We start from the raw sequence: 22,642 nt of genomic DNA on the forward strand, positions 1-22,642 counted from the left end.
GTGCCCGAACAAGAAACATGTGGCACTGTTATGAACGCGTTAGCTCTCCGGCAAGGGAATGAACTCTTCCTCGTCCCCCGGCACGATGTCGAAACGGCCGGTGCGCCATTCTTCCTTGGCCTTTTCGATGCGCTCCTTCGAAGACGACACGAAATTCCACCAGATATAGCGCTTCGAATTCAGTGCCGCACCACCAAAAAGCATCAGATGACAGTCTTTTTCGGCCGCTTCCAGCGTTAAGGCATCGCCGGGGCGGAAGATCAGGAGTTGATCCTGCTCGAAACGGTCTCCGGCGACGATGAGCGAACCGGAGAGAATATAGACCGCGCGCTCCTCATGCGCTGCCCCAAAAGGAAACTTCGCGCCGGGCCGAAGCTGAAGATCGACATAAAGCGTGTCGGAAAAGACCTTCACGGGCGAAGTTACGCCCTCGAAGCTGCCGATCACCACACGCCCCGTCGCGCCGCCGTCGTTGATCAGCGGCAGGTCGCTCTTTTCGGTATGCGCAAAGGCCGGATCGATCTCCTCCTTGTCGTCCGGAAGTGCCAGCCAGGTCTGCAGGCCGGACATGGCGAGCGGGTGGCCGCGCAGATTGTCCGGCGTGCGCTCGGAATGGACGATGCCGCGCCCGGCCGTCATCAGGTTGATGTCGCCGGGACGGATGACCTTCTCGGTGCCGAGGCTGTCCATGTGGCGGATTTCGCCGTCGAAGAGATAGGTGACGGTGGAAAGCCCGATATGCGGATGCGGACGCACGTCCAGCGCCTCGCCGGGGCGCAGCACCGCCGGCCCCATGCGGTCGAAAAAGATGAACGGCCCCACCAGCCGCCGCCGGCTGCTCGGAAGCGCGCGGCGCACGGAAAAGCCGCCGAGATCGGTGGTGCGCGGAATGATCAGATGCTCGATGGCATCGCAGGCGAAGATATCGCCGGGCTGCGGGTCTTTTCCGGGGAAGAAGGACATGACGAGCACTCCATTCGGTTGAAGCGCAACCTACCGGGAAAGCTTGGGAAACTCAAATTTTCCCGTCTACCCTCTTACTGCCCGTCCAGCGGCTCGGTGCCCTGCGGCTTACCGGCGCGGTCGAGCCTGATCTTCTCGATCCGGTTTTCCGCCGCCGACAGCAGTGTCTCGCAATGCTTCTTCAGCGCTTCGCCGCGCTCATAGATGGCGATGGATTCGTCCAGCGCCACGTCGCCGCGTTCCAGCCGCGCCACGATGCTTTCAAGCTCCGCCACGGCCTTTTCAAAGGAATAGCCGGACACATCCAATTTGGCGCTTTCGCTCATCGTCAACCCTTCATCATGCGCAGAATATGCATGCCCGCCGATTCGGCGAGCCCTTCCAGATCATAGCCGCCTTCGAGCAGGCTGACGACCCGGTTCTTGGCGCTGCGGTCGGCCGCCTCCAGAATCCGCCCGGTCGCCCAGTCGAAATCCTCGCCGGTGAGGTTCAGTTGCGCCAGCGGATCGCGATGATGGGCATCGAAGCCGGCCGAGATGATGATGAGGTCGGGACGGAAATCATGAAGGGCGGGCAGCACGCGCGATTTGAACGCTTCGCGGAAATGATCGCCGCCGGTGTTGGGCGAAAGCGGCGCGTTGACGATGGTGTTGTGCGTGCCGCGCTCGTCCTTCTTGCCGGTGCCCGGATAGAGCGGCATCTGGTGGGTGGAACAGAAGAGCACGGATGGATCGTCCCAGAAGATATCCTGCGTGCCGTTGCCGTGATGCACGTCCCAATCGACGATGGCGACCCGCTCCGCCCCATGGGCCTTCTGCGCATGACGGGCGGCAATCGCCGCATTGTTGAAGAAGCAGAAGCCCATGGCCTTGCTCTTCTCGGCATGGTGGCCGGGCGGGCGGGCCGCGACGAAGACATTGTCGGCGGCCCCCGAAAAGACGTCGTCCACCGCCGCCGTCGCGGCGCCGACACCGTGCAGGATCGCCTGCAACGTCTTGGGGCTGGCATAGGTATCGGCTTCCAGCTGGTTGATCTCGCCATCATCGCCGCGGTCCGGCATCGAGCGCAGGACGAAATCCAGATGCTCTTCGGGATGGGCGAGCAGGACGGTGTCCTCATGGGCGGCCGGCGCCTTGCGCCTATCCAGCCGCTCGAAGTTCGGGTGTTCCAGGGCGATGTTCAGCGACCGCAGCCGGTCCGGCCGCTCCGGATGGCCCGGCGGGACGATGTGCTCGAGAAAGATCGGGTGTTCGTAAAGACGTGTGCTCATGCGACCCATCTATAGAGGAGATATGACGCCAGTTACAGCACATGGGCGCTATCACCACAATGTCAACAAATCATCGTAACCAGGCGAGGACACGCGCCCGTTTACTTCCTGGGGCGCGGTGCTAAGCTTTCATGGGCGCTGGCGGCGCTGGCCGAGGTTTTACATCATGACGACGACTGTAGAGCGATCCGATGTCATCGAGATACGGGTGCCGCCTCGCGATGTCGACAGGCACGGGCAGATGTTCATCGCCGCCTATATCGCGCAGGCGGAAACGGCGCTGTCGAATTTCTGGCGCACCCGGCCGCTGGTGAAGGACGAGCCGGCCTATCTCGCCACCAAGGCATCCTGCGCCTTGCACCGGGCCCTGCGTTACGACGATCTCGCCCGCTTTTCGGTCAGCGTCAACAAGATCGGCGGCAAATCCGTCGGCTTCGCCGTCACCGTCGAGACCGAGGAGGAGCTGGCGGCCGAAGTCGAGATACTCTGGCTGGCCGTGCGCGGCGAGGAGCACGAGCCGGTAGCATTGCCCGACGATACCCGCGACTGGCTCTACAAATATCTCGTTTGAGCCTCAGTTGCGCTGCGGCAGCAGCGGATAACCGGCCATGACGGCGCGGCCGACGAGGGCGGCGACGACCGCCTTGACGAGATCGCCGGGGATGAAGGACAGCGAGCCGATGAACGCCTTGCTGAAGCCGATGCCGACGACGATCGCCAGCCAGGCGATGCCGAAGGCATAGAGCACCACGACGCCGCCGGCGACGGATGCGATGAAGAAACCGATGGCCTGATTGATCGCCGTCTGCTCCGGCTTCACCAGAAGTTCGGAGAGATAGCCGGTGACGTAGGCGGCAAAGATCCAGCCGATGATGAAGCCGGCCGTCGGACCGGCGAAGACCGAAAGCCCGCCATGGCCACCGGCCAGGACCGGCAGGCCGATCGCGATCAGCACGATGAGGATCAGGACGGCGACGGCGCCGCGTTTGGCGCCGAGCACGACACCGGCGAGCATCACGCCGAGCGATTGCGCCGTGATCGGCACGGAAATGATGCCGATGGAGATCGGCGGCAGCAGGCCGAGCGCCACGATGATGGCGGCAAAAAGCGCGGAAAGGACGAGGTCGCGGGTCGTCATGGCAGGTTCCCTTGAGAAACGGTTCTTGTTCAATGCCGCCGAATGCCCCTCGCGTCAATCGCAGCGGCGATATTGTCGGCATCGCGCAATGTCAGGATGATCAGCGGCACCAGCGTCGTGGCGATGCGGATCTTGATGCCGCGTGCCTCGTGCGCCTCGCGGATGGCGCGGTAGCGGTCGATGATCTCGGGTACGAAGCGCACGACGAGGCCGACGGCCAGGCCGATATCGGCGGCCTTCAAGAGCCCCATTCGCTCCAGCGGCGTGGCAAGCGCGGTGATCTCGTCGATGAAGGCGGCCATCGAGGTGGTTGCCGTGACCGCTCCGGCGAAAAGCACCAGGGCGACGAGCCGCAGAATGGCGGCGACGGCGGCGTGGAATGGATTGAAGATCAGGCTGAACAGCGCCACGACGGCCATGGAAAACAGCATCGGCCGCAGCCGCCGCAGCGCTTCGCCTGCCGGCATGCCGCAGCGGAAATACAGAAGGGCGCCGACGCCGACGGCGACGGCGAGCAGCGGGATCGAATCGATCAGGAACAGGACGATGCCGAGGACTGCCAGCGCGCCGAGCTTCAGCCGCGGCGTCAGCCGATGCATCCAGGTGTCGGCATCGACATGCAGCGTCTGCATCAGGCGGCAAGCTCCCTGTATCGGGCGATGGCTTCGGCCGGCGGCGCATCGGCGGCAAGCCGGCCCTGATGAAACAGCAGCACGCGGTCGAAATCCTCGATCAGCGGCAGGTCGTGGCTGATGACGATGACGTTTTCCGGCAGGCCTGCGATGGTTTTCTGCACCAGTGCCCGGTTCTTGAGGTCGAGCTGGTTGGTCGGCTCGTCGAGGATGAGCAGCTCCGGCCCGGTGACCAGCACGGAGCAGAGAGCGGCCAGCTGCAATTCCCCGCCCGAAAGCTCGTGCGCCCGCCGCGCCGCCAGATGAGGCACGCCGAAGCGGCCAAGGATGGCATCCACCGCCTGATCGATTTCGGCCTTGCCGTGCCCGCGCGCCTTGAGACCGAAGGCGATGTCGTCGCGGACGATGGGCAGGATGATCTGGTTCTGCGGCGACTGGAAGATGTAGCCGACCTTGCCGAGCACCGACTTGGCATCTTCGACCGTATCCAGCCCCTCGACGGTGACGCGGCCGGTGGTCGGCTTGGCCAGACCGTTAATCAGCCGCGCGAATGTCGTCTTGCCGGAGCCATTGAGCCCGATCACGCCGATGCGCCGTTCGCCGAGCGTCAGGCTGAGCGGGAAAAGCGCGGTGCGTGCGCCGAAATCGACGCCGGCATTGTCGAAGCGGATATCCAAGCGGCTCGCCCTGTTGCGTGATGCTATCGCGGTCCTATAGCCGATTGCCGCGAATTATCAAATCGGCACCGGTTGGAAAGCATGGGAATTTATGCCTATGATCCGGGAATGACGAATCTGCTGTCGAATCGGGATGCCCGCCGCGTTTTCCTTGCCAAGCAGGGACTCGCCAATCCGCCGAACCGCGCCCTGACCAAGGCGGGGTTGCTGCAGCTCATCCACGATATCGGCTTCGTGCAGGTGGACAGTATTTCCACCGTCGAGCGCGCCCATCACCAGATCCTGTTTTCGCGCAACCAGACCTATCGGCGCGAGCATCTGACCGAGTTGCTCGAAAAGGACGGCGCGCTGTTCGAGAACTGGACGCATGACGCCTCTATCCTGCCGAGCGCCTTCTTCGTCTATTGGAAGCATCGCTTCCGCCGCGAGGACGAGGCGATCATCGCACGCTGGCGCAAATGGCGCGGGGAGGGGTTCGAGGCGGCCTTCGACGAGACCTACGAGCGCGTGCTGAAGAACGGTGCCATCACCGCTCGCGAGGTCAAGGCGGAGGATCACGTCTCCGGCGGCTGGTGGAACTGGCATCCGAACAAGACGGCGCTCGAATATTTCTGGCGCACCGGCAAATTCGCCATTGCCGGTCGCACCAATTTCCAGAAGGTCTATGATCTCGTCGAGCGCGTCCTGCCGAGCCATTTCCATGAGCCGGAAGTAGAACATGACGAATTCGTCGATTGGGCCTGCCGCAGCGCGCTGCAGCGTCTCGGCTTCGCCACCTCGGGCGAAATCGCCGCCTTCTGGGATCTGGTGACGCCGCAGGAGGCCAAGAGCTGGGTCGAGACGCATCGCGACGAATTGACCGACGTACTAATCGAGCCCGCTGCCGACGGCAAGCCGCGCCCGTCCTTTGCCTTCCTCGATTTCCACGAGACGCTGGACGACCACGCGGAAGCACCGGCGCGCATCCGCGTCCTCAGCCCCTTCGATCCCACGCTGCGCGACCGCAACCGCACCGAACGCCTCTTCGGCTTCTTCTACCGCATCGAGATTTTCGTGCCCGAGCCGAAGCGAGAATACGGCTATTACGTTTTCCCGCTCTTGGAAGGAGACCGTCTGATCGGACGGATCGACATGAAGGCCGACCGCAAGGCAGGCACGCTTGACGTCAAGCGCCTGTGGCTGGAGCCGGGCGTCAAGCCATCCGCCGGCCGGCTGGAGAAGCTGGAGGCGGAGCTGGAGCGCGTGGCGCGTTTTGCCGGGGTCGAGAAGGTGGTGTTTCTCGAGGGGTGGCGGAATTAATACCTTCTCTCCGGCGGAGAGAAGATGGACGCGAGCGATTGAGTGAAACGAAATCGCGAGAGGCCGGATGAGGGGGCCGCAGAGCGTTAGCGGAGCGGGCCTTGAGCGGTTAGCGAAAGGCAAATCTTCCGATACATGACCACCCCCTGAGCTTGTCCAAGGGCAGGCCACCAACCGGGGTCGAGCCACCGGTCTCGACCCGTCCTTCGGACCCCCGAGGAGAGAAGGCAGATTTCAACAAATCTCCGTCGCGGCGATCTTGATGCCGAAGCCTTCCAGGCCGACATAGTGGCGTTCGCGGCTGGTAAGCAGCTTGATCGAGCTGACGCCGAGATCCTTGAGGATCTGGGCACCGAGACCGATTTCCAGCCATTCGCTGTCGCGGGCCTGCGCCTCGGCATGGCTTTCGCGTTCGGCCTGGCGCGCTTTGCGGCCATTGTCGAAATGGCCGACGCCGACGGAGCCTTCGCGCAGGTAGACGATGATGCCGCGTCCTTCCTCGGCAATCTTCTTCATGTAGAAATCGACCGGGCGGCGTTTGCCGAACAGGTCCTCGGCGACATTTTCCGGATGCAGGCGCACCGGAATGTCGATGCCATCGCGGATATCGCCGAAGACGACGGCAAGGTGCTGCATCGGGTCCCAGGGCAGCGAGTAGCTATGGGCGCGCGCCTTGCCGAACGGCGTATCGATATCGAAGCTCGTGCCGAGTTCGATCAGCGTCTCCTTGCGCTGGCGATAGGCGATGAGATCGGCGACGGAGACGAGCTTCAAACCATGCTGCTCGGCGAACTCGACCACTTGCGGGCCGCGCGTCACCGTACCGTCGTCATTGACCAGTTCGCTGATGACGCCGATCAGCGGCAGGCCGGCGAGCTTGCAGAGATCGACGGCGGCTTCCGTATGGCCCGAGCGCATCAGCACGCCGCCTTCGCGCGCGACCAGCGGGAAGATATGGCCGGGGCGGACGAAATCGGTCGGGCCGACATTCGGATTGGCGAGATTGCGCACCGTCAGCGTGCGGTCGTCGGCGGAAATGCCCGTTGTCGTGCCGTGCTTGAAATCGACCGAGACGGTGAAGGCCGTCGTGTGCGCCGAATCATTTTCCGCCACCATGGCGTTGAGGTTCAGCCGCTTGGCCTCCTCGCGCGGCATCGGCGCACAGACGATGCCCGACGTATGGCGGACGATGAAAGCCATCTTCTCGGGCGTGCAATGAACGGCAGCGACGATCAGGTCGCCCTCGTTTTCGCGGTCGTTGTCGTCCATGACGACGACGATCTCGCCGGCTTCGAAAGCCCGGATGGCATCGACTACGCGCTTCTGGTCGTAAGGCATCTCGAAATTCCTATCTCTGCCGGCCCGTCTGGCCGCGATCTCTCAGATAATGGTCGGCAATGGCGCAGGCAACCATGGCCTCGCCGATCGGCACGGCGCGGATGCCGACGCAGGGGTCGTGCCGGCCCTTGGTGCGCACATCGACATTCTTGCCGTCGGCGTCGATCGATTGGCGTTCGGTCAGGATCGAGGAGGTCGGCTTGATGGCGAAGCGGGCGATGATGGGTTCGCCCGTGGAAATGCCGCCCAGGATGCCGCCGGCATGATTGGACAGGAAAATCCGGTTGCCGTCATTGCCCATGCGCATCTCGTCGGCATTCTCCTCGCCTGTGAGTTCGGCGGATGCGAAGCCTTCCCCGATCTCGACGCCCTTGACGGCATTGATCGACATCAGCAGCGAGGCGATGTCCTGATCGAGCTTGGCGTAGATCGGCGCGCCGAGGCCGGCGGGTACGCCTTCGGCTACGACTTCGACCACCGCGCCGACCGAGGAACCGGCCTTGCGGATGCCGTCGAGATACTCTTCCCAGACGGGGACGATCGCCGGATCGGGAGCGAAGAACGGATTCTGGTCGACCTGCGCCCAGTCCCAGTTGGCGCGGTTGATCTTGTGCTTGCCGATCTGGACGAGCGCGCCGCGCACGGTCACGCCGGGCACGACGAGGCGGGCGATACCGCCGGCGGCGACGCGCGCTGCCGTCTCGCGGGCCGAGGAACGGCCGCCGCCGCGATAGTCGCGGATGCCGTATTTGACGTCATAGGTATAGTCGGCATGGCCCGGACGATAACGGCGCGCGATCTCGCCATAATCCTTGGAGCGCTGGTCGGTATTCTCGATCAGCATCGAGATCGGCGTGCCGGTCGAGATCATCGTCTCGCCGTCCTCGTCCAGCATCACGCCGGAGAGCACCTTGACCAGATCGTCCTCGCGCCGCTGCGTGACGAAGCGCGACTGGCCGGGCTTGCGCTTGTCGAGCCAGGACTGGATGTCTTCGAGCTTGAAGCGCAGGCCGGGCGGGCAGCCGTCGACGACGCAGCCGAGCGCCGGCCCGTGGCTTTCGCCCCAGGTGGTGACGCGGAAGAGATGACCGAATGTATTATGCGACATGGAAACAACCGGATTGCGGCGGCCCGGCGTCGGGCCGCGTCTTGTCTCTTGGAATTGCGGCACACTCATAGGCCAAAAAGCCGCCGACGCAAATCCTTCTTTCCGCGAAACGGCCCCCGGCGCGAACCAAGTGGAAGCTTGCCGGGCCTCCGGTATGGTAAACGAAGATTAATCCACGCTGTGGATTGTGAAAATACATTTATGAATTGGGCGGCTCGCGCCATTGTTGCGGGCAACTTCCGCCATATTCAACGTGTTATCTCTCCGCATCAAGCTCATGCTTCGAGATCAGATAGAGGATACTCCGATGCGCTTTTTTGTTGCGACGCTCCTGGCTACGGCAAGCCTTCTTGCCCCGGTCGCCGGCTTTGCCGAAAGCGCCGATGTCGAGGCGACGATCCAGAAGGTCGATGCAAAGAACTCCAGCATCACGCTGGATGACGGCAAGAGCTACCAGGCGCCACAGGATTTCGATTTCACCGGGCTGAAGGCGGGCGTCAAGGTCGTGGTCTTCTATACCGAAGTCGACGGCAAGCGCGTCATCAACGATCTCGACATCGTTCAGTAGACGCCGGGAGACGGGCTGGCGGCTTTTACATCCAGCCGATGATCTTGAGTTCGGGATCGATCTTCAGAATGCGGTCCTGCGGTATCTCCGCCTCGGACGCGTCTTCCTTCGAAATATCCCCGATCAGCCGGAATAGCGAGCGGATGACGCCGCCATGGGTGACGCAAACTGTCGGACGGTCGACCGATGTCAGCCAGGAGCCAACGCGCCAGGAGAGGATTTCATAGCTTTCCGCATCCTCGCCGGGCGGAATGAAATCCCATTTGGCGGCCTTGCGCTCGGCGAGGCGTTCGCTCTCGGTCGCTTTCAATTCCTTGAGCGTGAAGCCTTCCCAGGCACCAAAGGAGACTTCGACCAGCCGTTCGTCGGTACGGTAGTCCTTCGGCGGCAGGCCCATGGCCTCGCGCGCAATCTCCATGGTCTCGCGCGTGCGCCTGAGCGGACTTGCGACGAAATCGAAGGGCTGGTTCTCGAAGGCGAGGATTTCGGCGAGATCGACGCCGTTCTGCCGCGCTTGCGCGCGGCCGATGGCGTTCAGATCAATATCCTTCTGTCCCTGCAGCCGGCGTTCGGCATTCCAGTCCGTCTGACCGTGGCGTATCACATAGATGATGGGCGGCACGGTTCAGACTTCCTGTTGCTCAGTCCTTGAGGACCGACATGTCGGGCGCATCCACGGCCTTCATGCCGACGGTGTGGTAACCGGAATCGACGTGATGCACTTCGCCGGTGACGGCGGTGGAGAGATCGGAGAGCAGGTAAAGCGCGGAATTGCCGACCTCGTCGATCGTGACGCCACGCTTCAGCGGCGCGTTGTATTCGTTCCACTTGAGGATATAGCGGAAATCGCCGATGCCGGAGGCGGCGAGCGTCTTGATCGGGCCTGCCGAGATCGCGTTGACGCGAATGCCGCGGCCGCCGAGGTCGACGGCGAGGTAACGCACGCTGGCTTCGAGAGCGGCCTTGGCGACGCCCATGACGTTGTAATGCGGCATGACCTTTTCCGCACCGTAATAGGTGAGGGTGATCAGCGAGCCGCCGTCATTCATGATTCGCTCGGCGCGCTGGGCGACGGCGGTGAAGGAATAGACCGAGATGTCCATCGTCTTGGCGAAGTTATCGCGGCTGGTATCGACGTAGCGGCCGGTCAGCTCGTCCTTGTCGGAGAAGGCGATGGCGTGCACGACGAAGTCGATCTTGCCCCACTTGGCTTCGAGCGTGTCGATGACGGCGTCGATGGTCGCGGGTTCGGTGACGTCGCAATGGCCGGCCATGAAGGCGCCGAGCTCCTGGGCAAGCGGTTCGACACGCTTCTTCAAAGCGTCGCCCTGCCATGTCAATGCGATTTCGGCACCGGCGTCCGAACAGGCCTTGGCAATGCCCCACGCTATGGAACGGTTGTTTGCAACGCCGAGGATGACGCCGCGCTTGCCTGCCATGAGGCCAGTGGCTTGAGCCATATTATGCTCCCTTGAACTTTCGATGAACCTGCCTATGGCATAGGCCGATCCCCTGTTCAAGCATTGGAAAGATCATCAACTGTTAGGGATCGTAACAAAGGGTGCGCTTGTCACTGAAATTTCACAGAAAAAGACCTTCCCGCATGCTGCGCATCAAATCGGTGACCTTATCATCCGGTTTTTCCCACAGCATCAGGCGCAGCTCCACCAGGAGATCGCCTTTTCCACCTTGTCCGTCCGGCAGACCCTCTCCGGGGATTCGGATGACCTGATCCGAGCCTGACCAAGCCGGCACCGTCAGCTGGACCGGGCCGTTCAATCCCTCCACCTGCGCCTGATAGCCGAGCACGGCATTTTCGATGGTGACTGGAAGCGTCGTGCGCACGTCGAAGCCATCGAGACTGAAACGGCTGTCGGTCGACAAATGAACCGTGATCGCCACGTCGCCGCGCAGCATGCCCGGCAGTTTCAGCCCCTGGCCCTTGAGATGCAGCACCTGGCCGTTGCCGATATCCGTCGTCGCCTGGAAGCGGGTTTCCCGCCCGTCGGAGAGAGGAACGCTGATCCAGCGTCCCTTCAGCATATCGTCGAGGGTGATGGTTGCCTCGGCGGCGATTTCCGGGGTTTTCTCCGATGGCTTGTCCTGGGCGGCACCGGTGATGCGGCGCACCAGCGAGCCGAATATGCCGAACGGAGAGCGTGAGGTGGTCGAGCCGGTGCCCGTGGCGAGCTGCTCTTCCTCGGCAAAGGTGTCGTCCGCGGCGGCGGCGCTTGAGGTTTGCTGCTTGTCGGCGGCGGCCGTTGCGGCATCGGCCGCGGTCTGGCCGGGCCGGGCATTTTTGACGCCGAAGATGCGCTCGATCACCTCTTCCGGCGTTTCGCCGGCGCCGGCGGCCTGCTGCGGATTGGCGGCCGCGGCCTTCTGGGCATTGGCGCGGGCGAGCTCTTCCATGATCTTTTCGGCATTCGCGCGAGCGGCCTTGGCACGCTCGGCGGCTTCACGCGCCGCCTGGCGCTGCTGCATGATGGTCTGCGCCTCGGCCATGCGCGCCACCTGATCGTAGCGGCTGCGCTTCTGCGGATCTTTCAATGTTTCGTATGCGCGGCCGACTTCGGCGAAGCGTTCCGTCGCCGAGGGATCGCCGCTATTGTGGTCGGGATGGACGGCCTTGGCCAGGTTGCGCCAGGCCGCCTTGATCTCGTCTGTCCCCGCATCCCTTTTTACGCCAAGCACCTTGTACGGATCGCGCATCGTCTCAATCACCGATTTGAAGGACGCGTCCGCCTCGTTGGAGCGCCCGAAAAGAAATAGGCCATGTCGCCTTCCTCCTTCGTTCCCCGAAACCAAGGAGTGGCGTGCATGTACTGCGATCCTGCGGGGGAGTTGCTAATCAGTTGTTACGCCGGACTGCTTCCATCCATCCGATTTGGCGTGATGGTTAGCCGATTGCTAAGCTTCGCGATCGTGCGTCCCTGAGAATGCTCATGCATGAGCATTCCTTGATTCCGAGGATGCTTACGGCGGGGGATGAAGGAGTGCGAGGCGATCAGCCGGCTTGCTGGAAACTCAGCAATTGCCACTCGCCCTGGCCGATGAGGCAGGTCTTGCCGAAGAAATTGGCTATCCCCTCATAGGAATGCCGGGTGGTGCGGAATTGCCGGCAGATCTGGCCGGACGCGTTGTTCTCGACGATCGTGTCGATGATACCGGCGCTGCCCGTCGAGGCGTTGGCCCAGGGCACGGGTTGGCTGCCGAGCTTGTGGAGGTCCGCCGAGGTCACGGCGTTGCGCACAGTGGTCTCGTCGGAAACGCTGTCCGCGGTCACGGGGGCCGTCGGCACCGTGCCGGTGGAAACGCTTCGGTCCACTTTCGCTGAACTCAGAATGTCCATGCCGCCGCCGACGCAGCCGCCAAGGGAGAAAAGGGAGAGAATGGCAACCGCCATCGCCGCGCCTTTTACAAGCTTGCGCTTTGTATGAACCGTCGACTTTGCTATGACTTCCACCCGAGTATCTTGGCCAGCGTCAGGGACTGGCGATTTTTAGGAATTGCGGAGCATTTTAGCTAATATGTCGGAAAACGAGTTAACAAGCGGTGACTTCACCGAACGGAATGAGCCCTTCGCGCTTTTCGCCGCCTGGCTGCGCGACGCGGAAGCCTCTGAACCGAATGACCCGAATGCGGTTGCCTTGGCAACGGTTGATGAAGATGGGCTGCCAAATGTCCGCATGGTCCTTCTGAAGGGTTTCGATAGTCAGGGATTCGTATTCTATACAAATTTCGAGAGCCAGAAAGGCCAAGAAATTCTTTCCCAGAAGAAAGCCGCCATGTGTTTCCACTGGAAGTCGCTGCGCCGCCAGGTGCGGCTGCGCGGCCTGGTTGAGGTGGTGAGCGACGCGGAAGCCGACGAATATTTCAAGACGAGACCGCGCGGCAGCCGCATCGGTGCCTGGGCGTCGAAGCAGTCGCGCCCGCTCGAGGGCCGTTTCGCGCTGGAGAAGGCGGTGGCCGAATATACCGCGCGCTACGCCATAGGCGACATTCCGCGCCCGCCCCATTGGTCCGGTTTCCGTATTCGGCCGCTGTCGATCGAATTCTGGCACGATCGCCAGTTCCGGCTGCATGATCGCATCGAGTTTCGCCGCAAGACGCCCGAGGGCGCCTGGGAGAAGGTGCGCATGTATCCGTGACCGCCTCTTCTTTTATAGAGAGAAGGGGTTGAGGCGCATGGGAATGCCGGAGGCGAGCGCTAAGGCATAGCGCGCCTTTTGATAATGGCCGTTCAGCGAAAGCCGCGGCAGGAGTGTGAAGGGATCGCCGCCCGTCGCGGCGATCGTGCCGGGCCGGGTCGTCACGCCGATAGAAAAGCCGAGCTCGGCGGCAAGCCGGGCCTCACGGCGGGAAACGGCGTCGGCCGTGCCATAGGGATAGGCGATGGCGCTTGGCCGCACGCCGGTGATGTCGGCGACATAATCCGCCGATAGCGCCATTTCCGCCGTCGCTTCCGCCTCCGGCAGCCGGGCGAGCGCGCGGTGGCTGACCGTATGGGCACCGAGCGAAGCAAGCGGATGCGCGGCCAGCTCCCGTAGTTCCTGCCGGTCCATGATGGCGGCCCGCACCAGATCGAGCGGTTCCAGGCCATTCTTACGCGCCAGTTCGTCGATCCGGCCGACGGCTTCGGCCTCGTCGCGGCCATGGACATAGGCGGCGAACCGGGCGAAAGCCGCGTGTCGCTGGCCCGTTTTCCGAAGATCGAAATGCTCCGCGCCGGTGCCGAAATCGAAGCTCAGGCGATTGAGCCTGCCGAGCAGCTCGGCCACTGTCTCCCACCATATGCTATGCGTCCGTTCCGACAGGCCCTGGGTGACGAAAACGGTGAAAGGCGCGCCGTGGCGGGCAAAGACCGGCAGCGCGTGCTGGAAATTGTCGCGATTGCCGTCGTCCAGGGTGAAGGCGGCGAAGAGCGGTTTGCTGCCGCCGCTTGCGATTCGCTCCGGCAAAGTGTCGAGGGCCACGAAATCGTAATCGTCGCGTTTCAGGCGAGCGAGGGTGCGGTCGAGGAATTCCGGCGAGATTTCCAGGTGAGCATTCGGCGCGAAGCGGCTGGGAAGGGGAGGGCGGACATGGTGCAGCGTGAAGATGGCGCCGAGCCCGGCAACCTCACGCATCAACCCGAATCCCTTCAGAATTGCGGCGACTTCAAGTCCGCCTGCAATCATGGCGCGTTTGAGGCGATCCTTGATGCCTTGTTCCATGGGAATGACCGGTTGAACACTGCCCCAGCTCTAACCCGCATGGCGTTAAGTCTTGCTGAATCCTTGCCATATTTTCAATATGTTAACCGTTATTTTACCAGCAAAGGCAAAATTGGAAATCTATAGAGGGTGTTGCCTCATTATCGCACAAATATCCGGCTTTTGTGGCAAGGCGCACAACGGGTTGCTGCGGTTAATTGGCGTTTGTTTCGTTTGGGGACGAATATGAGAAAAATTTTGATGGCCCTTTCCGCGGCCGTCGTGCTGTTGGGCGCACCGGTGGCGAGCTTCGCCGGCAGCGCTTATTTCATCATGGATGCGAAAAGCGGCGCGGTGCTGGCTTCGAGCAATGCCGATGATCTCAATCATCCCGCCTCGCTTACCAAGATGATGACGCTGTACATGACCTTCGAGGCGATCCATCGCGGCAAGCTCGGCTGGAACAGCAAGATTGCCGTGTCGCGCAACGCCGCGACCAAACCCCCGACGAAACTTGGCCTGAAGGCCGGCGGCACCGTCACCGTGCGCGAAGCCGTCGACGGCATGATCATCAAGTCCGCCAACGACGCCGCCGCCGCGATGGCGGAGGCGCTCGGCGGCAACGAAAGCAATTTCGCCCGCATGATGACGCAGAAGGCGCGCGAGATCGGCATGCGCCGCACCGTCTTCATGAATGCTTCCGGCCTCCCGAACATGCAGCAGGTCACGACCGCGCGCGACATGTCAACGCTGGCCGTGGCGCTCATCAACAACTATCCGATGGAATACCGGCTGTTCTCGCAGACGGACTTCAGCTATCGCGGCAGCCGCATTCGCGGCCACAATAATCTGATGTACCGCTATGAAGGCATGGACGGCATCAAGACCGGCTACACCAATGCCTCCGGCTTCAATCTCGTCAGCGCCGTGCGTCAGGGCAACCGGCGCGTCATTGGCGTCGTCATGGGCGGTGCGACCGCTCGCGGCCGCGATGCGCTGATGGCATCGCTGCTCGATCGCAACATGCCGAAGGCCACTTCCAGCTCGTCGTCGCGCCTTATCGCAAGCGTCGGCAGTGCCAAGACCAAGCAGGTAGAACTCGCATCCGCCGCCGACAATGTCGCTGTCGACGTCGACACCCAGACCACGGCGACGACACGCAAGCGCATCGAAACCGCTCCGGTGTCCGCGCCGCTGGCCTATGCCGCGGTCCCCAACGTTACCGTGCCGATGGATCGCCCGGTGGCGATGGATGAGATCCTCAATGCCGGCAAGCCGGCGACCGGCCGCTGGCAGGTGCAGATCGCCGCGACCCCGACGGCGCAGGCCGCCAAGGACCTGCTTTCGGCCGCCCAGTCCAAGGCCGGCAATGCGCTGGCCAATGCCTCCCCCTATACGGAAGCCGTCGGCACGGGCAGCAACACCGTCTATCGCGCCCGCTTCGTCGGCTTCGGTAGCCGTGACGACGCGAATTCCGCCTGTGCAGCGCTGAAGCGCAACGATTTCGACTGCATGTTGCTGCCGAGCAAGGGCTGAGCGGCTTTCCAGCGCAGCGCACCATTAGATTTGGAAACGGGCACGGGATGATCTCCGTGCCCGTTTGCTTTTGTCGGTGCTCGTTTCGCGGCCTCGTGCGCGCTTGTGAGGCGAACACCGACGACGAGTGTTGACGGCCGCCGACGATTATCGAATGCCGCTCTTTGCTGCCTCGACTTTCTCTCGGGAATCGCTCATTTTCCATAGGAACGTAACGGGAACAATGCCGATGCTCTCCGATCTGATCCAGCAATTCGAAAACGCGTCCGCCACCTATGCTGCCGCCAACAGCGTCGAGCGTGACGACGACTGGTTTGTGCTCAAGCTGCAGGAGGAGATGGGGGAGCTCACCCAGATATGGAACAGGACCACCGGCCGTGGCCGGCGCAAGGGCATGACGGACGCGGAGCTGGCGACCGCACTGGCGGACGAGACCGCCGATCTTCTCGGCCACGTCCTGCTCTTTGCGCATCGCAACGGTGTCGATCTCGCCGCCGCCGTGGAGCGCAAATGGCGCTTCCGGCCGCAGGAGAGCTGAGCCGGGAGAGGGAGACCCGCTAACTATTTGTTTTATGCAATTCCTGACGGAAAACCGCCGCGCACTTGTCCTGGAATGGCTCTAAGCCTTCGTCCCGCCGACCGTCACCTGATCCATCCTCAGATGCGGCTGGCCGACGCCGACCGGGACCCATTGGCCGGCCTTGCCGCAATTGCCGATGCCGGTGTCGAGCTTCATGTCGTTGCCGATCATCGAAACGCGCTTCATCGCCTCCGGGCCGTTGCCGATCAGCATCGCGCCCTTGATTGGCGCGCCGATCTTGCCGTTCTCGATCAGATAGGCCTCGGTGCAGCCGAAGACGAACTTGCCCGAAGTGATGTCCACCTGGCCGCCGCCGAAGGAGACGGCATAGATGCCCTTCTTCACCGAGGCGATGATCTCTTCCGGGGTCTTGTCGCCGCCAAGCATGTAGGTGTTGGTCATGCGCGGCATCGGTGTATGGGCATAGCCCTGGCGGCGGCCGTTGCCGGTCGCCTTCATGCCCATCAGCCGGGCATTCTGCCGGTCCTGCATATAGCCGACCAGCCGGCCGTCCTCGATCAGGACATTGTAGGCCGAAGGCGTGCCTTCGTCGTCGACCGTGATCGAGCCGCGACGGTTCTCGATCGTGCCGTCATCGACGACGGTGACGCCGGGTGCGGCGACCATCTGGCCCAGCAGCCCGGCAAAGGCCGAGGTCTTCTTGCGGTTGAAGTCGCCTTCCAGCCCGTGGCCCACGGCCTCGTGCAGCATGACCCCTGGCCAGCCCGCGCCCAGAACCACGTCCATCGTGCCGGCGGGAGCATCGATCGCCTCGAGATTGACCAGCGCCTGGCGCAAGGCCTCGTCGGCACCGCGCTGCCAGTTTTCCTGCGTGATGAAATCGCCGAAGCCGACCCGGCCGCCGGTGCCGAAGGAGCCCGATTCCTGCCGGTCGCCGTCGCCGACCATGACGGAGATGTTGATGCGCGTCATCGGCCTGACGTCACGGACGCGATGGCCGTCGGCGCGAAGAATGTCGACCACCTGCCAGCTTGCGGCGACGGAGGCCGTGACCTGACGCACCTTGCCGTCCTTGTCGCGCAGATAGCTGTCGATCTCCTGCAGCAGCTTCGCCTTGTCCTCGAAGCTCGGGCTGCCGATCGGGTTCTCGTCGCTATAGAGCACCTTGTTGGTGCGCTGGGGTGCCGCGGCATAGGAGCCGGCATAGCCCGAGGTGACGGCGCGCACCGCATCGGCGGCGCGCTTCAGCGCCGCTTCCGAAAGATCGCCCGCATGCGCATAGCCGACCGATTCGCCGGCCACGGCGCGCAGGCCGAAGCCCTGCTCGGTATTGAAGCTGCCGCCCTTCATGCGTCCATTGTCGAAGGACAGCGATTCCGCCTGGACGTGCTCGAGGAAAAGCTCGCCGTCGTCGGCGCCCGCAAGCGCGTCGGCGACGATGGCGCGCAGTTTGGTTTCGTCGGCGTCGAACAGGGTAAGGAGATCGGTATTCATGGTCAGGTGCTCCGTTCAGAGCCGATGTAGGCTTCGAGCGAGGCGAGAGCAAGCCCTGCCGATCAATTACGGAAGCGCGTCGTAGCCTTCGGCAAAGCCCTTGAGGTCGACCGGAATGCCGATGCCTTCTTCCGGCGACTGGAAGACGATGAAGGTCGCGGTGGCGCCGCTGCGCAGCGTCTTCAGGAGCTCGTCCTCAAGCACCACTTCGGCATAGCAGCCATCGGAGAAGCAGCGCACGAAATAGGCGCGGCCGATATCCTTGCCGTCGATATTGAGGCCGAGGCCGTTCGGCAGCAGCACGCCGAGCGGTGCGAGCACGCGCAGAATCTTCGACTTGCGGTCGGCGGTCTTCAGCACGACCACGGAGAGGCCGACTTCCGGCCGGTCCTCGGCGATGACGTTCTGCATCAGCGCGCATTGCTCGGTGGCGGCGCCGGCCGGCTTGTCGCAGACCACGGACCAGGCGCCGTGGCTCGAACGCACAGTGCCCGGCGGTTGCGGAACCTGGCTGGTCGGCACCTGCTGCGTATGTGTCGGCTGCTGCTGGGGTTGCAACTGCTGGGCCTGCGGCGCCGGCTGTGTTTGCTGTGCCTGCTGCGCCGAAACGGGCCCGGCGACCGCGGCAGCGATGCTGGCGGTGACAAGCCAAAGCCGGGCGAGGGAACGAAAACCCATGGAAACCTCTAGATTCGAATCAGTGCCGCTATTGTTGAAGCCCATGCCGGCAAATGAAAAGCCCCGCCCGCTGAATTCCAACCGACTGCGGCGGAAATACGACCTCTATCCCATTTTGCCCCTGCGAAGCGATGGACCGCCATGCAATTTTTCGTATGATGATGAAATGCTTGCCATGTTTCGGCGGGCGGGAGGCCGTTTCGCCGCGCATAGCAAGGGATGCGCGGGGGATGCAATAGAGTTTTTGAGTAAGCACATAATTCCTTTCTTTAAATCACTACCGATTTGAAGGCTTATGTGTCGGCGTTCGCGCAAAAATGCCGCACGGACAAATGGCTTGAGTTGTTGCGGAGTGCTGCAAACTGTGGTTTGAAGCGCAATGGACTGTAGGGATACTGCGTTTGAGATTGATCTGGATCAAACGCTGGAGGGAGAGACATCGTGATTAAAAGAGCTTACGCGGCTCTGACGGCTATCGTCTGTCTGCTTTTTGCGACCGGCGCCTTTGCCGATCAGCCGAAACCATGGGAAACCGGTCTGCAGGAGGCGGCAACCGGCAACATGCATGAAATCCGCTGGTTCGAAGCCTACACGCTTTGGTTTATCATTCCGATCACGCTTCTGGTGCTGGCCCTCCTGATCGTTGTCGTGGTCAAGTTCCGGGCGTCGAAGAACCCGGTGCCCTCCAAGACGAGCCATAACACGCTGATCGAAGTCATCTGGACCGTGGGGCCGGTGCTCATTCTCCTGTTCCTGGCCGTTCCGTCCTTCGATCTTTTGACCAAACAGCTCACATTCCCGCAGAACCCCGACGTGACCGTCAAGGCGACGGCGACGCAGTGGCAATGGAATTACGAGTACGAAAACAGCGGCGCAACGCCCCTGGCATTCGACTCCTTCATGCTGAAGGATCCGGATCGTGGCGCCGCCGGCAAGGAAGACAAGTCGAAATATCCGCGGCTTCTCGCCGTCGACAACGAATTGGTGCTGCCCGTCAACAAGGTGGTGCGCGTTCTCGTCACCGCCGCGCCGACGGACGTCATCCATTCCTTCGCGATGCCTTCCTTCGGCCTCAAGATCGACGCCGTTCCGGGCCGCCTGAACGAAACCTGGTTCAAGGCCGACCATGAGGGCCTGTTCTACGGCCAGTGTTCCGAGCTCTGCGGCAAGGACCACGCGTTCATGCCGATCGCCATCCGCATCGTCTCCCAGGATCAATACCAGCAGTGGCTGACCACCGCCGCCGGTGATCTGACCAAGGCGAACAAGGCCCTGATGGCCGCCGTCGATCTGCCGGCTACCGTCAATGTCGCTGAAAACGTCGCGAAGTAAGAGGGATTAGGGACAATGGCTGGATCCACGGCACACGACGATCACTCGCACGATCACCATGACACTCATGCGCATGACGATCACCATGCGCATAAGCCCAGTTTCGCCGACCGCTGGCTCTTTTCGACGAACCACAAGGACATCGGCACGCTCTATCTCATCTTCGCGATCTTTGCGGGCCTCATCGGCTTCCTGCTGTCGATCGCCATCCGCATGGAATTGCAGGAGCCGGGCATCCAGATCTTCAGCGGTCTGGCGTCCATGGTCTACGGCTATTCCGGCGATGCCTCCATCGATGGCGGCAAGCAGATGTATAACGTCTTCGTCACCGCCCACGCGCTGATCATGATCTTCTTCATGGTCATGCCGGCGATGATCGGCGGCTTTGCCAACTGGATGGTGCCGATCATGATCGGCGCGCCGGACATGGCGTTTCCGCGCCTGAACAACATCTCCTTCTGGCTGATCGTTCCGGCCTTCCTGCTGCTCATCCTGTCGATGTTCGTGGAAGGCCCGGCTGGCGCCTATGGCGCGGGCGGCGGCTGGACCATGTACCCGCCCTTGTCGGGCATAGGCGGGCATCCGGGACCGGCGGTCGATCTGGTGATCTTCGCGCTGCATATCGCCGGCGCATCCTCGATCCTCGGCGCGATCAACTTCATCACCACGATCCTCAACATGCGCGCTCCGGGCATGACGCTGCACAAGATGCCGCTCTTTGCCTGGTCGGTGCTGATCACCGCCTTCCTGCTGCTGCTGTCGCTGCCGGTTCTGGCGGGCGCCATCACCATGGTGCTGACCGACCGCAATTTCGGCACGACCTTCTTCGCGCCCGAAGGCGGCGGCGATCCGATCCTCTACCAGCACCTGTTCTGGTTCTTCGGCCATCCGGAAGTCTATATCCTGATCCTGCCCGGCTTCGGCATGGTCAGCCACATCATCTCGACCTTCTCGCGCAAGCCGGTCTTCGGCTATCTCGGCATGGCCTACGCCATGGTCGCGATCGGTGCCGTTGGCTTCGTCGTCTGGGCTCACCACATGTATACGGTCGGCCTGTCGCTCGACACCCAGCGCTACTTCGTCTTCGCCACCATGGTCATCGCCGTTCCGACGGGTGTGAAGATCTTCTCCTGGATTGCAACGATGTGGGGCGGCTCGATCGAGTTCCGCACGCCGATGATCTGGGCGATCGGCTTCATCTTCCTGTTCACGGTCGGCGGCGTTACCGGCGTCCAGCTCGCCAATGCCGGTCTCGACCGCGTATGGCACGATACCTATTACGTCGTGGCGCACTTCCACTACGTGCTGTCGCTTGGCGCCGTCTTCGCCATCTTCGCCGCCTGGTACTACTGGTTCCCGAAGATGACCGGCTATATGTATAGCGAGCGGATCGGCAACCTGCACTTCTGGGTCACCTTCATCGGCGTCAACATGGTGTTCTTCCCGCAGCACTTCCTCGGTCGTGCCGGCATGCCGCGCCGCTACATCGATTATCCGGATGCCTTCGCCGGCTGGAACTACGTGTCCTCCCTGGGGTCCTATGTCGCAGCCGTGGGTGTGGTCATCTTCCTCTATGGCGTTTATGACGCTTTCGCCAAGAAGCGTGTTGCGGGCAACAATCCCTGGGGCGAGGGGGCAACCACGCTGGAGTGGCAGCTCTCGTCGCCGCCGCCCTTCCATCAGTGGGAAGAGCTGCCGCGCATCAAATAATCCGTGTCCGGACGCCGCCGTCGGCGGCGTCCGGGCCAATTGATATTGGACATGAAAGAATGACGGTCATCGACAATCACGAAGCACTCGCAAAAGAAGGCGAAAGCGGCCTGTCGGAAGCGGGCGCGCGCGATTATTTCGAGCTTCTGAAGCCGCGCGTCATGTCGTTGGTCGTCTTCACCGCCTTTGCCGGCCTGGTTCTGGCGCCGGGCCATATCAATCCGGTTCTCGGCCTGATCGCCATTCTCTGCATCGCCGTCGGCGCCGGCGCGTCCGGCGCGCTGAACATGTGGTATGACGCCGATATCGACGCGATCATGACCCGCACGGCGAAACGTCCGATCCCGGCTGGCCGCGTGCGGCCCTCCGAAGCGCTGGCTTTCGGACTGGTGCTGTCGGGCTTCTCGGTGACGATCCTCGGCCTGGCCGTCAATTGGCTCTCCGCCGCGATCCTCGCCTTCACCATCTTCTTCTATGCCGTCATCTACACGATGTGGCTGAAGCGTTCGACGCCGCAGAACATCGTCATCGGCGGCGCTGCCGGCGCTTTTCCGCCGGTCATCGGCTGGGCCTGCGTCACCGGCAGCGTGACGGTCGAGAGCATCGTGCTCTTCCTGATCATCTTCCTCTGGACGCCGGCGCATTTCTGGGCGCTGGCTTTGTTCAAGATGGGCGACTACGAGGCCGTCGGCGTGCCGATGCTGCCGAATGTCGCGGGCGTGCCCACCACGAAGAACCAGATCGTCGCCTATGCGGTGCTGACTGCCATCATCGCCGTCGTGCCGTCCTTCATGGGCTTTGCGAGCCTCGGCTACGGCGTGGTCGCGACCGTGCTCGGCGTCATTTTCATTCACTGTTCCATCGCCGTCTGGCGCATGCCCGAGGGCGATGCGAAGATGGTGCCGGCGAAGAAGCTCTTCGCCTTCTCGATCTTCTATCTCTTCGCGATCTTCTCGGCGCTTTTGATCGACCGGCTCGTCGCCGTGCTGATGGCGGGCGGCGCGGGAGGCTGGCTATGATCGAACTGGTCAAGCTCACGGAAGCGCAAAAGAAATCGCGGCGAGGGCGCAACATCGCGCTCGGCCTGGTGCTCGCCGGTCTGGTGATCCTGTTCTACGCGATTACCATCATCAAGATCGGCACCGGACACGTTTGAGGAGGCG

Annotated in this window: 25 protein-coding genes; 10 read left to right on the forward strand and 15 right to left on the reverse strand. The window is 62.5% G+C overall.

Annotation, left to right across the window (positions count from 1 at the left end; genetic code table 11):
• Positions 1-39: 39 nt before the first annotated feature.
• The 3 genes from FHX11_RS07240 to FHX11_RS07250 form a co-directional block, all read right to left on the reverse strand.
• Positions 40-963 carry a pirin family protein gene (locus tag FHX11_RS07240; protein ID WP_184356512.1) on the reverse strand — a complete coding sequence of 308 codons (924 nt, stop codon included), beginning with the start codon at positions 961-963 and terminating at the stop codon, positions 40-42.
• 74 nt (positions 964-1,037) lie between these two features.
• Complete coding sequence (locus FHX11_RS07245; RefSeq protein ID WP_184356514.1) at positions 1,038-1,289, reverse strand: exodeoxyribonuclease VII small subunit; 252 nt, start codon at positions 1,287-1,289, stop codon at positions 1,038-1,040.
• A gap of 2 nt (positions 1,290-1,291) precedes the next feature.
• Positions 1,292-2,233, reverse strand: a complete 942-nt coding sequence (locus tag FHX11_RS07250; RefSeq protein ID WP_184356515.1) for a histone deacetylase family protein — start codon at positions 2,231-2,233, stop codon at positions 1,292-1,294.
• A gap of 166 nt (positions 2,234-2,399) precedes the next feature.
• On the opposite strand from FHX11_RS07250, the gene FHX11_RS07255 reads away from it, so the two are divergent.
• Positions 2,400-2,804 (forward strand): thioesterase family protein, encoded by a 405-nt coding sequence (locus FHX11_RS07255; protein WP_184356517.1) that lies wholly within the window; start codon positions 2,400-2,402, stop codon positions 2,802-2,804.
• Between the two features lie 3 nt (positions 2,805-2,807).
• Here FHX11_RS07255 and FHX11_RS07260 read toward each other — a convergent pair whose 3' ends face one another.
• The 3 genes from FHX11_RS07260 to FHX11_RS07270 are packed head-to-tail and all read right to left on the reverse strand — an operon-like array spanning position 2,808 to position 4,680.
• Entirely contained in the window at positions 2,808-3,371 is a 564-nt protein-coding gene (locus FHX11_RS07260) for a biotin transporter BioY (protein WP_184356519.1), read from the reverse strand.
• A 29-nt stretch (positions 3,372-3,400) separates the two neighbouring features.
• On the reverse strand, positions 3,401-4,003 hold the full coding sequence (locus FHX11_RS07265; protein WP_184356521.1) for an energy-coupling factor transporter transmembrane component T: 603 nt from the start codon (positions 4,001-4,003) through the stop codon (positions 3,401-3,403).
• Entirely contained in the window at positions 4,003-4,680 is a 678-nt protein-coding gene (locus FHX11_RS07270) for an ABC transporter ATP-binding protein (RefSeq protein ID WP_184356523.1), read from the reverse strand. Before FHX11_RS07270 ends, FHX11_RS07265 begins: the two co-directional genes overlap by 1 nt.
• Positions 4,681-4,788: 108 nt before the next feature.
• Between FHX11_RS07270 and FHX11_RS07275 the strand changes: the two genes are divergently transcribed.
• A complete protein-coding gene (locus FHX11_RS07275; protein ID WP_184356525.1) occupies positions 4,789-5,979 on the forward strand; it encodes a winged helix-turn-helix domain-containing protein in 1,191 nt (396 codons plus the stop codon).
• A 234-nt stretch (positions 5,980-6,213) separates the two neighbouring features.
• On the opposite strand, the gene ribB is transcribed toward FHX11_RS07275, so the two are convergent.
• Entirely contained in the window at positions 6,214-7,317 is a 1,104-nt protein-coding gene (gene ribB / locus FHX11_RS07280; protein WP_184356527.1) for a 3,4-dihydroxy-2-butanone-4-phosphate synthase, read from the reverse strand.
• Between the two features lie 10 nt (positions 7,318-7,327).
• Positions 7,328-8,425: a chorismate synthase gene (aroC, locus tag FHX11_RS07285; protein ID WP_184356529.1), complete on the reverse strand. Its 1,098-nt coding sequence runs from the start codon at positions 8,423-8,425 to the stop codon at positions 7,328-7,330.
• 307 nt (positions 8,426-8,732) lie between these two features.
• On the opposite strand from aroC, the gene FHX11_RS07290 reads away from it, so the two are divergent.
• Positions 8,733-8,993, forward strand: a complete 261-nt coding sequence (locus tag FHX11_RS07290; protein WP_184356531.1) for a DUF1344 domain-containing protein — start codon at positions 8,733-8,735, stop codon at positions 8,991-8,993.
• Between the two features lie 25 nt (positions 8,994-9,018).
• Here the strand turns inward: FHX11_RS07290 and FHX11_RS07295 are convergent, their stop codons facing one another.
• The 4 genes from FHX11_RS07295 to FHX11_RS07310 all read right to left on the reverse strand — a co-directional run bounded on the left by FHX11_RS07295 (position 9,019) and on the right by FHX11_RS07310 (position 12,459).
• Positions 9,019-9,615: a histidine phosphatase family protein gene (locus FHX11_RS07295; protein ID WP_184356533.1), complete on the reverse strand. Its 597-nt coding sequence runs from the start codon at positions 9,613-9,615 to the stop codon at positions 9,019-9,021.
• Between the two features lie 19 nt (positions 9,616-9,634).
• Entirely contained in the window at positions 9,635-10,453 is an 819-nt protein-coding gene (gene fabI / locus FHX11_RS07300) for an enoyl-ACP reductase FabI (protein WP_184356535.1), read from the reverse strand.
• A 121-nt stretch (positions 10,454-10,574) separates the two neighbouring features.
• A complete protein-coding gene (locus FHX11_RS07305) occupies positions 10,575-11,705 on the reverse strand; it encodes a DnaJ C-terminal domain-containing protein (protein WP_184356537.1) in 1,131 nt (376 codons plus the stop codon).
• 295 nt (positions 11,706-12,000) lie between these two features.
• Positions 12,001-12,459, reverse strand: a complete 459-nt coding sequence (locus FHX11_RS07310) for an RT0821/Lpp0805 family surface protein (RefSeq protein WP_184356539.1) — start codon at positions 12,457-12,459, stop codon at positions 12,001-12,003.
• Positions 12,460-12,523: 64 nt separating this feature from the next.
• On the opposite strand from FHX11_RS07310, the gene pdxH reads away from it, so the two are divergent.
• Complete coding sequence (gene pdxH, locus FHX11_RS07315) at positions 12,524-13,144, forward strand: pyridoxamine 5'-phosphate oxidase (RefSeq protein WP_184356541.1); 621 nt, start codon at positions 12,524-12,526, stop codon at positions 13,142-13,144.
• Between the two features lie 12 nt (positions 13,145-13,156).
• Here pdxH and FHX11_RS07320 read toward each other — a convergent pair whose 3' ends face one another.
• A complete protein-coding gene (locus tag FHX11_RS07320) occupies positions 13,157-14,209 on the reverse strand; it encodes a polysaccharide deacetylase family protein (RefSeq protein WP_184356543.1) in 1,053 nt (350 codons plus the stop codon).
• Positions 14,210-14,434: 225 nt separating this feature from the next.
• On the opposite strand from FHX11_RS07320, the gene FHX11_RS07325 reads away from it, so the two are divergent.
• Both FHX11_RS07325 and FHX11_RS07330 read left to right on the forward strand, forming a co-directional pair.
• Entirely contained in the window at positions 14,435-15,724 is a 1,290-nt protein-coding gene (locus FHX11_RS07325) for a D-alanyl-D-alanine carboxypeptidase family protein (protein WP_184356546.1), read from the forward strand.
• 229 nt (positions 15,725-15,953) lie between these two features.
• On the forward strand, positions 15,954-16,262 hold the full coding sequence (locus FHX11_RS07330) for a pyrophosphatase (protein WP_184356548.1): 309 nt from the start codon (positions 15,954-15,956) through the stop codon (positions 16,260-16,262).
• Between the two features lie 81 nt (positions 16,263-16,343).
• On the opposite strand, the gene tldD is transcribed toward FHX11_RS07330, so the two are convergent.
• On the reverse strand, positions 16,344-17,759 hold the full coding sequence (gene tldD, locus FHX11_RS07335; protein WP_184356550.1) for a metalloprotease TldD: 1,416 nt from the start codon (positions 17,757-17,759) through the stop codon (positions 16,344-16,346).
• Positions 17,760-17,825: 66 nt separating this feature from the next.
• Complete coding sequence (locus FHX11_RS07340) at positions 17,826-18,437, reverse strand: invasion associated locus B family protein (protein ID WP_184356552.1); 612 nt, start codon at positions 18,435-18,437, stop codon at positions 17,826-17,828.
• A gap of 441 nt (positions 18,438-18,878) precedes the next feature.
• On the opposite strand from FHX11_RS07340, the gene coxB reads away from it, so the two are divergent.
• From coxB to FHX11_RS07360, 4 genes are read left to right on the forward strand one after another with little or no spacing between them, the layout of a single operon-like run.
• Entirely contained in the window at positions 18,879-19,769 is an 891-nt protein-coding gene (coxB, locus tag FHX11_RS07345; protein WP_184356554.1) for a cytochrome c oxidase subunit II, read from the forward strand.
• Between the two features lie 15 nt (positions 19,770-19,784).
• On the forward strand, positions 19,785-21,479 hold the full coding sequence (gene ctaD, locus FHX11_RS07350; RefSeq protein ID WP_184356556.1) for a cytochrome c oxidase subunit I: 1,695 nt from the start codon (positions 19,785-19,787) through the stop codon (positions 21,477-21,479).
• Between the two features lie 59 nt (positions 21,480-21,538).
• On the forward strand, positions 21,539-22,498 hold the full coding sequence (locus FHX11_RS07355; protein ID WP_184356558.1) for a heme o synthase: 960 nt from the start codon (positions 21,539-21,541) through the stop codon (positions 22,496-22,498).
• Positions 22,495-22,635, forward strand: coding sequence for a hypothetical protein (locus FHX11_RS07360; RefSeq protein WP_184357549.1), 141 nt, complete (start codon positions 22,495-22,497; stop codon positions 22,633-22,635). The genes FHX11_RS07355 and FHX11_RS07360 overlap by 4 nt, the downstream gene beginning before the upstream one ends.
• Positions 22,636-22,642: the final 7 nt, after the last annotated feature.

This window comes from Rhizobium sp. BK602, assembly GCF_014195095.1.
Classification (GTDB): Bacteria; Pseudomonadota; Alphaproteobacteria; order Rhizobiales; family Rhizobiaceae; genus Rhizobium.